The sequence below is a fragment of the Cyanobacteriota bacterium genome (assembly GCA_025054735.1).
GTDB lineage: Bacteria > Cyanobacteriota > Cyanobacteriia > SKYG9 > SKYG9 > SKYG9.
This window is the reverse complement of sequence record JANWZG010000041.1, coordinates 1-14,460: the sequence shown is the minus strand read 5'-3', so window position 1 is coordinate 14,460 and position 14,460 is coordinate 1. Positions and strand designations below refer to the sequence as shown.

General features: G+C 50.0%; 10 protein-coding genes, 1 tRNA gene and 1 pseudogene. 10 read left to right on the top strand and 2 right to left on the bottom strand.

All coding sequences use genetic code 11. The annotated features are described in order from the left end of the window. Positions 1–453, bottom strand: a 453-nt coding sequence (locus tag NZ772_03545) for an ABC transporter substrate-binding protein (protein ID MCS6812633.1), incomplete at its 3' end; no start/stop codon positions are given. Between the two features lie 1,133 nt (positions 454–1,586). Here NZ772_03545 and NZ772_03540 point away from each other — a divergent pair. From NZ772_03540 to NZ772_03500, 9 genes and pseudogenes are all read left to right on the top strand, one after another. Next, positions 1,587–2,957, top strand: coding sequence for a D-alanyl-D-alanine carboxypeptidase (locus NZ772_03540; protein ID MCS6812632.1), 1,371 nt, complete (start codon positions 1,587–1,589; stop codon positions 2,955–2,957). 46 nt (positions 2,958–3,003) lie between these two features. Next, positions 3,004–4,971, top strand: coding sequence for a serine/threonine protein kinase (locus tag NZ772_03535; GenBank protein ID MCS6812631.1), 1,968 nt, complete (start codon positions 3,004–3,006; stop codon positions 4,969–4,971). Between the two features lie 13 nt (positions 4,972–4,984). Beyond that, positions 4,985–5,953 carry a TIGR04168 family protein gene (locus tag NZ772_03530; protein ID MCS6812630.1) on the top strand — a complete coding sequence of 323 codons (969 nt, stop codon included), beginning with the start codon at positions 4,985–4,987 and terminating at the stop codon, positions 5,951–5,953. Between the two features lie 27 nt (positions 5,954–5,980). Next, positions 5,981–6,065, top strand: a tRNA-Ser gene (locus NZ772_03525). A gap of 123 nt (positions 6,066–6,188) precedes the next feature. Further along, positions 6,189–7,181 (top strand): ligase-associated DNA damage response exonuclease, encoded by a 993-nt coding sequence (locus NZ772_03520; protein MCS6812629.1) that lies wholly within the window; start codon positions 6,189–6,191, stop codon positions 7,179–7,181. 13 nt (positions 7,182–7,194) lie between these two features. After that, positions 7,195–8,841, top strand: a complete 1,647-nt coding sequence (locus NZ772_03515) for an ATP-dependent DNA ligase (protein ID MCS6812628.1) — start codon at positions 7,195–7,197, stop codon at positions 8,839–8,841. Positions 8,842–8,958: 117 nt separating this feature from the next. After that, positions 8,959–9,339 (top strand): annotated as a pseudogene (locus NZ772_03510) (response regulator). A 159-nt stretch (positions 9,340–9,498) separates the two neighbouring features. Next, a complete protein-coding gene (locus NZ772_03505; GenBank protein MCS6812627.1) occupies positions 9,499–11,436 on the top strand; it encodes a tetratricopeptide repeat protein in 1,938 nt (645 codons plus the stop codon). 37 nt (positions 11,437–11,473) lie between these two features. Continuing rightward, complete coding sequence (locus NZ772_03500; protein ID MCS6812626.1) at positions 11,474–12,379, top strand: LysR family transcriptional regulator; 906 nt, start codon at positions 11,474–11,476, stop codon at positions 12,377–12,379. Here the strand turns inward: NZ772_03500 and NZ772_03495 are convergent. Further along, complete coding sequence (locus tag NZ772_03495) at positions 12,363–12,539, bottom strand: hypothetical protein (GenBank protein ID MCS6812625.1); 177 nt, start codon at positions 12,537–12,539, stop codon at positions 12,363–12,365. The genes NZ772_03500 and NZ772_03495 overlap by 17 nt on opposite strands. Here NZ772_03495 and NZ772_03490 point away from each other — a divergent pair. Further along, the coding region (locus tag NZ772_03490; GenBank protein ID MCS6812624.1) for a hypothetical protein at positions 12,538–14,460 on the top strand (1,923 nt) is incomplete at its 3' end. The two genes, NZ772_03495 and NZ772_03490, sit on opposite strands and share 2 nt — an antisense overlap.

Here is a 14,460-nt window from a genome sequence, read left to right as displayed (position 1 = left end):
ATTCAACTGAGCAAGAACGTACATGGGCACCTTTTGACCATCGGTGATAATACCCTCGCTGATTAGATAGGGCATGGGCATTTGCCACTGTCCGCCGTCGATGCCACCGCGCTCAGAGCCAATGACGACGTTATCCCGTGCAGAAGGCCAGTTTGCTTGCTTGGCAACCACTGCCTCAGTAAGGCCATATTTGGCAAAAAATCCCTTCTCTTTAGCGATAATCAGGGGTGCTGATTCGACGATCGGCAAGAACCCCAGGGTCACCTTGGTCACTTCGGGTTTGTCTCCCTCACCTACTACTGGGCTAGGCGTTGGACTCGCGGCTGGGCTAGGGGAGGCAGTATCACTAGGTGGGTTACCTGCACATCCTTTGATCAAGGGGGTTGCGATCGCAGCCATTGTAGCCAACTGCAAAAACTGACGGCGAGACGAAAATCGAACAATACGGGACATAAATCCTCCAAACGAAATTACAGAATGAATTAGGTGAAAAATCTCGAACCCTTAGGAATTAGACAGCTTAATCAATGCCATCAGAATCAATAAAATTCACACCAGATAAATCATCCGAAAATAGACTAAACTGCCTAAATAGATTCCATAGATAGACTCCAATGATTAATAGGCAATAGCACCTCTATCATCAGACCTCTATTAATGAACAGAGCTGATGACGAGAATGGCCTTTGATGATGGCAACGCCAACATTGCAGAATCAGGAGATGATTCCACAACAGTGATCTATCTAGTTAGGAAAGTCCTAAGGGTAAGAACCTAGCAGGGATTTCTGAGTAGAATTTCCATCAAAAACTCCCTAAAGGTTCACATTTGTTAGCCTAGAGTCAAGGAATCACTTGAAAGACTGAACTGCCCATCCATGATCCTTCACTGGAGCCATCTATATCAATTTCCTATCAATTGAATTAGCAAGAATCAACTGAAAGTTGAAATTGAGCTTAAGATAATTAATACAGGTCTTGTAAGAACATATCAATACCGCCTAAAACTAGATATCAAATCCCGCCAATAACTACTTCTTATTAGCAGTTATTCTTACTGAATCTATCAATCAAGCTCTATAGTCACAACAGTTCTGAGACTTCTGAAATAGCTTGCCCTCATCTCCTCACTAAAGTTCTGGTACCCCTTCTAGTTCCACAAGGTGAGAAGGGCGTAACATTGATGATAGTTGGCACTCGCTCAAAGCAGCGATCGGTAATAATTGTCTCTGTGCAAGCAATAGCCAAATCGTTGCCGCCAGCAGGAGCCTTGGCAGATGCATCTAACATTGGCTGATTTGAATGGGCCGATTGCCTCGATCGTCCCGGTAGAGACCCTGATGTGTAATACCAATTCCTCAAAAGCTGACTGTATAACTCATCAGTCCGTAGTAATAACCTAAGTCCTTAATACGAACTCAAGGGTTATGTCGTTGGCGTTTGGAGAATTGGTACTAGCTGATGCTGCCTCTGAATGGTTTGCTAGCAGCGGAGACAATTGTTTTTGCTCCTCTGCTTCCTTTGTGAGGAAAGTACGGGATAATTGCGGTTGTGAATCTGGACAGTTGACCCAAAGGGAAAGAGACGATGTTTGAGGTAGGGTTGGTTTTGTTATGGACAACATTGACAGCGGCAGGAGGCTTGTTTAGCCCAACGAATTGGGCTGTGCTGGTAGAAACCCCAGAGTTATCAGCAGCAGCGATAGTTAATGATCCAGACACAGAAGTAATCGTGCGTCAATATCTGCAAGATCTAGCCAAGTTAGGCTCACCGAGTGCTGGTCAGGGTATTTGGATTCAAACTGCTAATTCGCTATTGATGAATCACCAAGGTTCAGTGCCACTGCCTGCCGCTTCGTTGACTAAAATTGCTACATCACTGGCGGCTGTGGAGGTACTGGGTTTAGATTACCGATTTGAAACCTTAATTGGTACAACGGGTTCCGTTGAAAATGGCATAGTTCAGGGCGACTTAGTGGTGCAGGGTCAGGGTGATCCGCTATTTGTCTGGGAGGAGGCGATCGCCCTTGGCAATACCCTAAATCGCATGGGTATCCGGCGAGTCAATGGCGATTTGGTGATTGTCGGTGCGTTCACTATGAACTATGAGTCAGACCCGATGAAGTCTGGGTTATTACTCAAACAAGGGCTAAACAGTAGTATCTGGTCTCCAGAAGTTGCTTATCAGTACAGTACACTCCCACCAGGAACTCCGCGTCCCCAGGTAGAAATTACAGGCAAGGTGCGGGTCGCCCGATCGCTCACCCTTAAGCCCGGTGTTGCCTCAACTCCTAATGCCCGTTCAGCCGTGCCGATTGTGCGGCATCGATCGCTGTCGTTGCGTTATTTGATTAAACTGATGAACATCTACAGTAACAATGAGATGGCAGAGGCCCTTGCTAGGGCGGTGGGTGGCTCAACGATTGTTGCTCAGCGGGCAGCCCAAGCCACTGGTCTCCCGCCTACTGAAATTCAATTGCAGAATGGATCTGGCCTAGGGGTCGATAATCGAATTTCTCCGCGGGCAGCTTGTGCGTTGCTGATGGCATTGCAAAAGCGCTTACAAGAGCCGATTTTCACTCGCACGGGGTCACTGATGACAGTGGCTGACCTATTTCCCGTTGCGGACAAAGATACAGATGGCACGCTCATTGATCGTCAAATTCCCACCCATGCTGCGGTAAAAACCGGGACACTGAACACTGTGAGCGCCCTAGCTGGAGTGTTTCCTACCCGCGATCGGGGGCTAGTTTGGTTCGCTATCATCAACCGAGGCACCGATATTGAGGGCTTGCGGGTAGAACAAGACCGGTTGTTACAGACGCTAGTGCAAAAGTGGGGGGCTGTAGCTCAAGTGCCACCCGCGATCGCCACCTACGCTAACGACAACGATGACTACTTGGGAAACGAATCCCGTAATGAAATATTGGTTAACTTTCAGCCAACAGTAGCACAATGATAAATTAAGTAATACTGCTTCTACCACTTATAACGTAATCAAAGCAATGACCTGTTGTCTGAACCCAGATTGTCAGCAGCCAGTGAATCCGGACAACACGGAGGTTTGTCAGAGTTGTGGCACGACTCTAACTCCGTTGCTCAGGGGACGATATAAAGTGGTGAAGCCCTTAGGACAGGGTGGCTTTGGGCGCACCTATTTGGCCACGGATGAGGATCGCCTACAGGCTCCCTGTGTGATTAAACAGTTTTCACCACAGTTTAAGGGCAAGCAATCCCTAGACAAGGCGCTAGCTCTGTTTGAGCAGGAAGCTAAACGATTGTTTGAGCTAGGTGAGCACCCTCAGATTCCCACTCTATTGGCTTATTTTGAGCATGACCAACGACTGTATCTAGTGCAACAGTTCATCGAAGGCGTTAATTTAGCCCAAGATGTTCATCGTCATGGTTGCTTTGATGAGCAAAAGATTCGCAGTTTGCTGCTAGGAATTTTACCCGTCTTGAAGTTCATTCACGATCGGCAAATTATTCATCGGGACATTACGCCAGGCAACATTATTCGCAAGAAGCTAGACGACAAGTTGGTGTTGATTGACTTTGGGGTGGCTAAGCAACTGGATGAAACTAGTAATAGCCAAGCAGGCACGAAGATTGGTACAGAGGGATATTCGCCGATCGAACAATGGCGTAGTGGTAAAGCCTATCCAGCTAGCGACATATACAGCCTAGGAGCCACCTGCTTGTATCTCATGACACAACAACGACCAGATGTTCTCTATGACCCTCTATCGGGTCGGTGGTTGTGGCGAGAACATTTGGAGAGGCAAGGGACGACCATCAGTGATGGCATGGGGCAAATTCTAGACAAGATGTTGAAAGATCTGGTCAGTGAGCGCTACCAATCGGCGGAAGAGGTAATGCGCGATCTGGAAGCCATGGCAACAGGCCCAGCGGCTGTGGCTGCATCCAGCTTACCTAAAGATGGACGACGCTTACCCCCGCTAGAAGCAGGCCTAATCCGCATGTCTACCCCTAGGCCGGTGAGTAGCAGCAACTCTAAACCCGTGTCTTCACCGAAATTTGGCAACGGCCCTGCCTTGGCTTCAAAGTCTACTCCCTCGTCCCAAAATCGTGGCTGGTCTTGTATTCAGACCTTAGTTGGTCACTCATCATGGGTGACGGCGGTAGCTCTCTGTCAAGATGGCAAAACCCTAGTGAGTGGAGGCTTGGATGACACGATTCGAGTATGGGACTACACTACAGGCGAGCTATTGCGCACGCTGCAAGGCCATACTAAACCAATCAATGCGTTGGCTGTTAGTCCAGATGGCAAGCTGTTGGTGAGTGGTAGTGATGATGCAACGGTACGAATCTGGGATCTGCAAATGGGGACTTTAATGTCAACCTTGTCCGGGCATATGCGGGACGTGAACGCGGTAGCCTTGAGTCCTGATGGCAGGCGATTGCTGAGTGGTGGTAGCGATCGCACCATTCGCCTATGGAGCGTGTCTAGAGGGGAGTTATTGCGCACAAAAAGCACCGTGGGGATCGTCCGAGCCGTGACGATCGCGCCCAATCAACAATACTTTGCGATTGGGGGGATGGATAACAAAGTTTACCTCGGCGCGATGAACACAGTAGAGCTACAACGCACAATGCCAGGGCATCTCAACTCAGTCAACACAGTGGCAATTACCCCCAACAATGCCATGATTATTAGTGGTAGCAAAGATAAAACCATAAAAATTTGGCAATTGCAGACGGGTGAGCTACAACAAACCTTGACTGGCCATACCGACAGTGTGAATGCCGTGCTAGTGAATCCTGGCGGACAGACTATTATCAGTGGTGGCAGCGATCGCACTATTAGATTCTGGAATCTACGGACTGGTAACTTGATTTCCACGATCACAGAACACACTGATGCTATCGATGCCCTGAGTATTAGTCCCGATGGCCAAACCATTGCCAGTGGCAGTAAAGACAAAACGATTCGCGTCTGGCAACTCTCATGACCACCGTATAACCATGGTTAACGCACATCTGTCCAACAGCGATCGTCCCTTGACTCTTGCAGTGGTAGGGGATGTTCATGACCAGTGGAGTACAGATGATGCTAACGCCCTGTATCAATTGGGAGTTGACCTTGTATTGTTTGTGGGGGATTTTGGGAATGAGTCGGTGGACGTGGTGCGGGCGATTGCAGCCCTAGAATTGCCTAAAGCAGCAATTCTTGGTAATCATGACGCTTGGTACACGGCCTCTAGTTGGGGAAAACGCCAGTGCCCCTACGATCATAACCAAGAAGACCGAGTGCAGCAACAACTTGACCTGTTGGGCGACGATCACGTGGGCTATGGCTGTCGTAATTTTCCCACCCTGGGGATCAGCGTAGTCGGCGCTCGCCCCTTTAGCTGGGGTGGTTCCACCTGGAAAAATCGACGCTTCTACCGCGATCGGTTTGGCGTAACCAGCTTTGCAGACTCCACTGCCAAAATCATCGCAGCAGCCAATCAAGCATCCACTACCACACTAATATTTCTAGGCCACTGTGGCCCTCTGGGGTTGGGCGATCGTGCCCACGACCCCTGCGGCAGAGATTGGCAACCCGTGGGTGGCGATTACGGTGACCCTGACCTTGCTCAAGCCCTAGGTTATCTAGTGGCCATGGGCAAACACATTCCCCTAGTGGCTTTTGGGCATATGCACCACCGACTACGCCATAGTGAGCAACTGCGCATCAGTCTGTGCCGTGATGCTCGCAATACCTTCTATCTCAATGCAGCCTCCGTTCCTCGGATTATCACCGTTGAAGGGACAACACTCCACAATTTTTCCTTAGTTTCCCTCTACCAAGGACAAGTCAACACAGTTCACCAAGTCTGGGTAGATGCCCAGGGCACGATCGCACAATCTCATCAGTTACACCCCCAGTTAGTGCCCACAATACAAGTCAGTCTCAAGTCGTGCCTGACAGATCTGACCACAGGGGAGTAAAATAGACTAGCACATGGAAAACCGCCCGGAGAGGTGGCAGAGTGGTCGATTGCACTCGACTTGAAATCGAGCAAACTGAAAGGTTTCGGGGGTTCGAATCCCCCCCTCTCCGTTGAACCATGATTAGGATACTGTTCAGCTATGGACTTGGATGCCAAATTATCGGCAGCCATTATTACGGAAAATCTGTGCTTGACATACCATTCCCAGTTTCTTCCTTTGCTGGATGTCGTCCATGACCCTAATCACCGTTCGTCCTGAAGGGTTGTACTGCGAGGCAGGCGATTTCTTCATTGATCCCTGGCGACCTGTAGACAACGCCCTGATTACCCATGCTCACTCCGATCACGCCCGTCCAGGATGTCGGCATTACATTGCTACAGCAATTTCTGCGGGTATTCTTACCGATCGCCTAGGTAGCGCCATCAGCCTCCAGGGTGTCACCTACGGAGAAAAATTGAAACTAGGGAGCACCTGGGTATCGTTTCATCCAGCCGGACATGTGTTAGGGTCTGCTCAGATTCGAGTAGAAGCAAGAGACCAAGTTTGGGTAGTCTCTGGAGATTACAAACGCTGTCCTGACCCTACCTGCGATCCGTTTGAAGTAGTGCCCTGTGACACATTCATTACCGAAGCTACCTTTGGCTTGCCTATCTATCGTTGGCAGTCTGGCACCGATAGCTGTCGGCAGATTTATGACTGGTGGCAAAGTGAACCAGAGCATCCCTCCTTGCTCTTTTGCTATGCCTTTGGTAAAGCACAACGGATTTTGAGTGAGTTGCGCCCATGGAGCGATCGACCCATCTACCTGCATGGAGCTATCCACGTGCTCACGGAGATTTATCGCCAAGTTGGAGTTCCCATGGCACCTACCAAGCCCGTTGCTGCCATGCCCCGTGACTACAAATTTGCTGGCGATTTGATATTAGCCCCTCCCTCCGCCCATCGCTCTAGCTGGATGAAGCGGTTCCCCCAGCCTCAGACGGCCTTCGCCTCTGGGTGGATGGCAGTGCGGGGCGCTCGCCGCCGTCGGGGTTACGAGCGAGGCTTTGTGCTGTCTGATCATGCCGATTGGCAAGGGTTAGTGACTACAGTGCAAGCAACAGGAGCCAGTACCGTGTATGTGACCCACGGACAGACCGACGTGCTATCGCGATATTTGACCGAAGTGCAGGGGTTAAATGCCATGCCTTTACAGACATTATTTGAGGGCGAGGGCGATAGCTGAGGACTTAGGGGCTATGAAGCACTTTACACAATTATTTCAGGCGATCGACAGCACTACCTCCATTAACGCTAAGGTCAATGCTCTACGCCACTATTTTCGAGAAGCCGAGCCTGCTAGTGCTGTCTGGGCACTGTATCTGCTGCTGGGAAAAACCCGGAAACGATTGGTCACCTCCAAGATGTTACGAGATACGTTCCTGCAAATTAGCAACATCCCTGAGTGGCTGTTTGAAGATTGCTATGCCCACACGGGTGATAGTGCTGAAGTGATTGCCCTGTTGCTACCTGATATTAAATTGCCTGATGTATCACCACCTACGGCAAATCTTGCGTCCTATGTGAACCCTGAAACTGGCAACATTCCCCTATGGCGGTGGATGGAGGAGATTATTCCTACGGTGAAGACAGCACGATCGGATGCTGAGCAGCGCGATATGATTGTCGCTTGGTGGGCCGCCCTGCAAGGAACTGAGATCTTTGTGCTCAACAAAGTTCTGACCGGAGCCTTTCGGGTAGGCGTGTCAGAAAAATTAGTCATTCGAGCACTGGCTGCTGAGTTTGGCATTTCTGAAGCCGTGATGGCGCATCGGCTGATGGGCGACTTTACACCCACTGTAGAGTTCTACCAAACGCTCATCCAACGAGACGCAACTGTACGATCGCCCAGTCAACCCTATCCCTTTTTTCTGGCTTCACCCTTAGAAGAAGACAAATTTGCCCAAGAAGACCTCACAACCTACCAAGTGGAATGGAAATGGGATGGCATTCGCGCTCAACTGATTCACCGAGCTGGTGAGGTGTTCATCTGGTCGCGGGGAGAAGACTTGATTACAGACCAGTTTCCAGAACTAGCTACGGCCCTACAAACCCTGCCTGATGGTTTGGTGCTAGATGGTGAAATCCTCTGCTGGCAAGATAATCGACCCTTGAGCTTTAACCATTTACAAAAACGCCTAGGACGCAAGCGTATTACCCAAGCAGTAATGCAAGCCCACCCTGTGCATTTTATTGCCTATGACCTCTTGGAGTATGACTGCCAAGACATTCGGGAGTTTCCCCTAGTAGAGCGGCGAACCCTACTAACCCAGGCGTTGGCAACCACTGATTCATCGTTGTTTAGCCTTTCGACCATCGTGCCTTGTGCTTCTTGGGAAGAACTCCGATCGCACCGGAGCCAAGCCAGGGAACATGGAGCCGAGGGCTTGGTGTTAAAAGCCCTTAATAGCCCCTACCTAGCAGGGCGTAAACGTGGCTACTGGTGGAAATATAAGGTGGAGCCAATGAGTCTCGATGCAGTGTTGATCTATGCACAGGCGGGCAGCGGCAAGCGTGCTAACCTCTTTACTGACTACACGTTTGCTCTATGGCAAGGGGATAATTTAGTGTCCTTCGCTAAAGCTTACTCTGGATTGGATAATGCTGAGATTGAAGAGTTGGATCGCTGGATTCGTCGCCATACGATCGAAAAGTTTGGCCCTGTGCGATCAGTAGAACCTATCCAAGTCTTCGAGATTGGTTTTGAGGGCATTACCCAATCAAATCGCCACAAATCAGGAATTTCTGTCCGCTTTCCCCGCATTCTTCGCTGGCGCAAAGATAAACCTGCCCGTGAGGCTGATACATTACAAGCAGCGCTCCAACTACTCACACCAACACTCTGAACATCTGGAAATTCACTTAAGTCTGGAGATACACTGAGTTGAAACTAGTTAAATTTGTGGCTAGCTTATCGATACTATGGTTTAGGGTAGCTGTTTTGCATTACGTAGCTGATAATTATGAAGCGAGTTTTAATTATTGATGATGAGCCGGATATCCGTGAAATTACGAAAATTAGTCTAGAACTGACTAAACAATGGGATGTGCTAACGGCAGGCAGTAGTCAAGATGGCATTGCGATCGCAATGTCTCAGCAACCAGATGCCATTCTGCTAGATGTAATGATGCCAGATGTAGACGGATTGGCAACACTCACACACCTGAAAACAGATGCTACCACGCAACCGATTCCAGTCATTATGCTGACGGCTACGGCTAATTTGGCAACTCATCGGCAATACGCTGAATGAGGCGCTAGGGCGATCGTCCTCAAGCCAATTGACCCCGGTACCTTGGGTGATCAGATAGCCACGGCTCTAGGCTGGAGCAAAGATGCTTAAAGTAGACATTAGGCAGCAATTTCAGGCATGAAGCTGCTTAATGCCTAAGCACCAATTGTTAAAAATACCTAGAAAAAGCAGCCCCTGGGCATAGAGCGTCTCACAATATAGAGTCTATTGCCGTGCCGTCTATGGTTTGAGGGTTAGGAGATGCCGTCTATGCCCAAGTCAAAGAAATTGTCTAAGTCTAAACAGGCAGCAAGAGGATTCTGGTCATCATCACACACTCAAGCCAATCATCCCACGATTCGAGATGCAAAAGCATTAGCAGCGAGAGGACGGTTTCGCGATGCTCAGCAGGTTTTAGACTATTTGGTCAAACAGTCTCCACAGCGCATTGACCTATGGCAAGAACTTGCCGATGTTAGCCGCGAACTGCAAGATGCAACTGGGTATGAGCGTGCTTGTGAACACCTGGTAGAGCTAGACCCCACACCTGACCACTTGATGGGATTGTTAGCAGCCTATTTGCAAACAGTGCGGCCAATGCTAGCGATTCAGACATGCCACCGGTTGTTAGCAACCTCGCCTGATTTGGGACGAGCAGAGGACATTCAGCGGACGTTGAAGGAATTGCAGGCAAAGTCTACAGAATTACTGCAAGAGATTGGCCTGTCGGGAGAAGACGCACAAGAGTTGGCAGCTCTGCACGAACAAATGCAGGTGAAGATGGAGCAAGGGAATATTGATGCAGCCCTGCGGGTAGCAGATGAATTGCTAGCCCGTAAGCCTGATTTTGTGCCAGCTTTAAACAACCTGAGCATGATGCAATACCTGCGGGGGGATGTCTCAGCAGCGATCGCTACCGCAGAACGGACGTTGACGATCGACCCCCACAATGCCCATGCCCTATCCAACCTGATTCGCTATTTGCACTTTGCTGGCCGCACAGATGAAGCCATGACCTATGTTGATCGACTCAAGGCAGTAGATACTAGCCGTGCAGTGAACTTCATCAAGCAGGCCGAGGCTCTTAGCTATCTCGGTCTTGACCAAGATGTGTTGAACGTAGCAGAAATAGCCGCCAAATCAGGATTTCAAAATGGTTTGCTCAGCCATTTTGCTGGGGCAGCCGCCCTGCGATTGGGACACCATGACGATGCTAGGCGCTACTGGCAACAGGCTGTGAAACTGACTCCCTACTTAGAAATTGCCCAAGAAAATTTAGATGACCTAAGCAAACCCATCGGCCAACGCCATGCTCCCTACGCATTTCGTTTAATGGAATGGCTGCTTAGCTGCATCTGGGAAAACTTAGCTGCCAAGATTACTGCCAATGACGATCGCACGCAAGAAGAAACAGTTGCCATAGCGCAAGCATTTTTGCAAGACCACCCGGAATTTCAGCGGATGGCACCCACCCTGCTAGAACGAGGAGACAAGCTTAGCCGGGAAGCAGTGATTTACCTAGCAAAAGCGTCACGATCGCCAGAGCTATTAGCCCTGCTGCGAGAGTTTGCCTTTAGTCAGTGGGGCAGCGATGAGAGTCGTCACTCAGCGGCGATCGTTGCTCAAGAGGCAGGCTTAATTCCGCCAGGGCGGGTGCGTATGTGGCTCCAAGGTGAATGGCGAGACATCTATCTAATGAGCTTTGAAATTACCAATGAACCTCAAAATCAACTCTCACCAAAAGCCCAAAAGTTGTTGGAGCGATCGTTGACCTTGCTGCGCCAACAGAAGGGGGTCGAGGCTGAAAAACTGTTAAAGGAAGCCCTAGACCTAGAACCTGATGCCCCTAGCCTATACAATAATTTAGCGGTGGCATACACCATCCAAGACCGCACAGAAGAAGCTGAGGCACTGATCCACGAGATTCACGAGCGTTTTCCTGACTATGTTTTAGGACGCACAGCCCTAGCAAAATTCTATGCCCATGCTGGGGAATTTGACCGAGCCAATGAACTCCTTCAGCCATTGTTTTCCTACAGCAAGTTTCATGTCGCTGAGTATTCTGCCCTGTGTGATGCTCAGATCACCATCCTACACGCCAAGGGAGAATTAGACGGGGCAACTGCTTGGGTAAAAATGTGGCAGAATGTCACACCTGATCATCCCACGCTGCGTTATTGGCAATACCAGTTGACCAGCAAGCTATAGTGACCAAGGGCAATCTGTACACTCAACTCGTGGTGGCATGGACAAGTTCGATCGCCTGCTAGCCTTTAGTCAAGTGGTCAAACATGGCGGGTTCGCCGCTGCCGCTCGACACATGGGCCTGTCACGATCGGCTGTGAGTAAGCTAATTCTTGCCCTAGAGCATGATTTGGGCGTGCAGTTACTGCATCGCAGCACTAGAGTTGTGACCCCAACGGAGACTGGTTTAGCTTTTTACGATCGATGCATAGACATCTTGACTAGTCTGGAAGAGGCAGAGCGAGCCGTCACCCAACTGCACAAACAACCACGGGGAAGATTGCGGATAAACGCCCCCATGTCCTTTGGGACAATGTATCTATCGCCAACCTTGGCAGACTTTTTGGTGCAATATCCCGATATCCAAGTGCAGCTTACACTCAACGATCGCATCGTTGACCCGATCGACGAAGGCTTTGATATTACCGTCCGTATTGCCCAGCCACCTTCTAGCGCCAGCCTGATTGTGCAACCCCTAGTTCCTGCTCCACGGGTGCTCTGTGCATCGCCTACCTATTTGGCAACTCACGGAGAGCCAACCCATCCCCTAGAGCTACGTCACCACTCATGTCTGCACTACGGCCAGCTTGCTGCTGACGATCGTTGGGTACTTACTGGGCCAGATGGCGACCATACTGTCACCGTTCAAGGCAGACTCTGCTCCAACAATGGTGAAGTGTTGCGTGATGCAGCCATCCGTAGCCTAGGAATTACCCTCTTGCCCCGGTTCATTATCGAGCCAGCACTCCAGCAAGGGCTACTTCAGATCACGTTGCCTGACTATCATCCACCTGAATTATTAATTCTGCTGATTTACCCCGTGCAACGCCATTTATCGGCAGCGGTGCAGATACTCATTGAGTTTCTTCGCACCCGCTTGGCCATAGACGCTAGGAGCGAGATATGAAATAAAGATGAGACGATGTTTCAATAACCTCAGACTGGCGACTCTCATAACTCCCATCTGTGTACTTGAAGTGTCCTGACTGGTAAGAGCACAAGTGGAATAGTGAGCTATCAGCCACATAGAGTTTGGCGATCGCCAAATCTGTCCACGGTGCAACCATGAACTACTCGTCTTCTCAAACCTCCTTAAGTTGGAACTGGCACACCTATCAACGACTTAAGCTAGCACTTAGCCTGGGTCTGCGTCGGCAGATCTTTATCGCAGTATGTGACGACCTTGCCTTGCGTGATCAGTTGGCATCTCAGTTACACACCGAGTTGGCCTACCTAACTCGAGCACCAGAACTAGCGATCGCCGATACAGATCTAGTGCCTACCCTGCGTAACTATCCCCGACTGGTAAGCCTCAATCTGAACTTAAACGACCCAAACCCCATGGCGCAGATTGCTCAATGGTTGGCACAGCATCCTCAGCCTGTTGTAGATGGCCAGACATTAGCTGCACCAGGCTTCCAGATTCTGGGTATCGAGCGCCTAACTCGACAAGCTGCTGCGGTTCAGCGATTATTCCTCAGCTACCTTCAGGGCATTGAGCACAGCCTTGCTCATCTGGAATCGTCCATGGTGCTGTGGATGCCGCGTCCATGGTTTTACTCAATTCAGCAATCAGCCCCAGAATTCTGGCATTGGCATACAGGCAGCTTTGAGTTTGCCGGTGAACCCACCCCTACGGATGACAATCATGGCTCTCAGCCACCGATCGCCTCTCCGGCTCACGAGCACAGCTACAATCGTCCCAGTACCATCCCCAACTCGGTGACTTCCATTGCTGCCCACAATCAACGGCTGTGGGACTTGCTGACAGAAGATTTAGCACAGCTAGAGCACGCATCTGACCAGGGTAACCCTACCTCAAACTCTAGCAATTTGCAGTCTGTTCCAGACTCACAACTGCACCAGCTAGAGCTAGCCGTGGCTGAGAGTAGCAACACCCCAAACGATAACAGTGAAAAGCCTTCACGACCTGAAGCCAAACCCCCTGGTACTAGTTCTAGCCAATCTGCGATCGAGCCATCACGTCCCAGCAATACTGACGCTGCTGCTTCAGCAACTCCAATGAAGAGCACCAACAGCAATCACAGCCCTAGCCCGCAGAATGGCACCAGCCGCAGGGCTAATGTTGACGGTGAGCATAGTATTGATGACACCAGTACCAGTGCAACCACACATTCACAAGTCCATCGCGAATTCTCGTCTCAAAACATGGTGCCTGTCGTGGCTAAGGCCAGCTTCAAACCCACCAATGGCAACCCTATCAGAGTGCACTATGCCCAACATGGAACCAATAGTGAAGCCTACAGCGTAAGCCACAGCGCAAACAATGACAAGGGCATACGGCTGACTGAAACTAGAACCGACACAGCAGTACTAGAGAAGCCACTGGCGGAGGTGGCTGACAAACAGATAGCTGATCAGTCAAACAGTGAACCTGCAAATTCTTCCACTACAAATACTCAAGATACTCAGCCTATTGCTCATGAAGATGCTGAACCGATTACTCAGCAGTCCCCTCACGATTCATCAACCCAAGCTACCCATGTTCCGCAGTTGCAGCAAGTGACTGCGGATAGACAACCGTTTCAAACCCTACGATACTTAGAGCAACTGCATAAGCGCAAAGCTCCTCCTGCTGACCTAGCAGCCGCCTACCGCAGCTTGGGGAACATCTATCGCGATCGCATCGAGCAGGGCGATCAGTCTCCTCAGACTCTGAAAATGGCTATTCGAGTCTATGAGCAGGCATTGAAGTGGCTTAGCCAAGAACAGGCTGATGCAAAAACCACTAATCAACCCTCGCTGCTGGCCGGATATGGGGCTGCTAGGGCAGAGATACTCAATGACCTAGCCAATCTGCATTGGATCTTGGCACGGGCAACGGCTGACCCTGAGGAAAAGATTCCTCAGATGGAACATAGCATTCGTCTATACCAAACTGCCCTCGACAAGATTGATGCAGCCACTGTGCCCCATCTCTATGCCATGATCCAAAATAACCTCGGTACAGCCTATGGGGATTTAGCA

Bases quoted from the DNA above. Each gene is read 5' to 3' on its own strand.
- NZ772_03505 (MCS6812627.1), top strand. From the start codon at position 9,499: ATGCCCAAGTCAAAGAAATTGTCTAAGTCTAAACAGGCAGCAAGAGGA.
- NZ772_03515 (MCS6812628.1), top strand. From the start codon at position 7,195: ATGAAGCACTTTACACAATTATTTCAGGCGATCGACAGCACTACCTCC.
- NZ772_03495 (MCS6812625.1), bottom strand. From the start codon at position 12,539: ATGGTTGCACCGTGGACAGATTTGGCGATCGCCAAACTCTATGTGGCT.
- NZ772_03530 (MCS6812630.1), top strand. From the start codon at position 4,985: ATGGTTAACGCACATCTGTCCAACAGCGATCGTCCCTTGACTCTTGCA.
- NZ772_03500 (MCS6812626.1), top strand. From the start codon at position 11,474: ATGGACAAGTTCGATCGCCTGCTAGCCTTTAGTCAAGTGGTCAAACAT.
- NZ772_03540 (MCS6812632.1), top strand. From the start codon at position 1,587: ATGTTTGAGGTAGGGTTGGTTTTGTTATGGACAACATTGACAGCGGCA.
- NZ772_03520 (MCS6812629.1), top strand. From the start codon at position 6,189: ATGACCCTAATCACCGTTCGTCCTGAAGGGTTGTACTGCGAGGCAGGC.
- NZ772_03535 (MCS6812631.1), top strand. From the start codon at position 3,004: ATGACCTGTTGTCTGAACCCAGATTGTCAGCAGCCAGTGAATCCGGAC.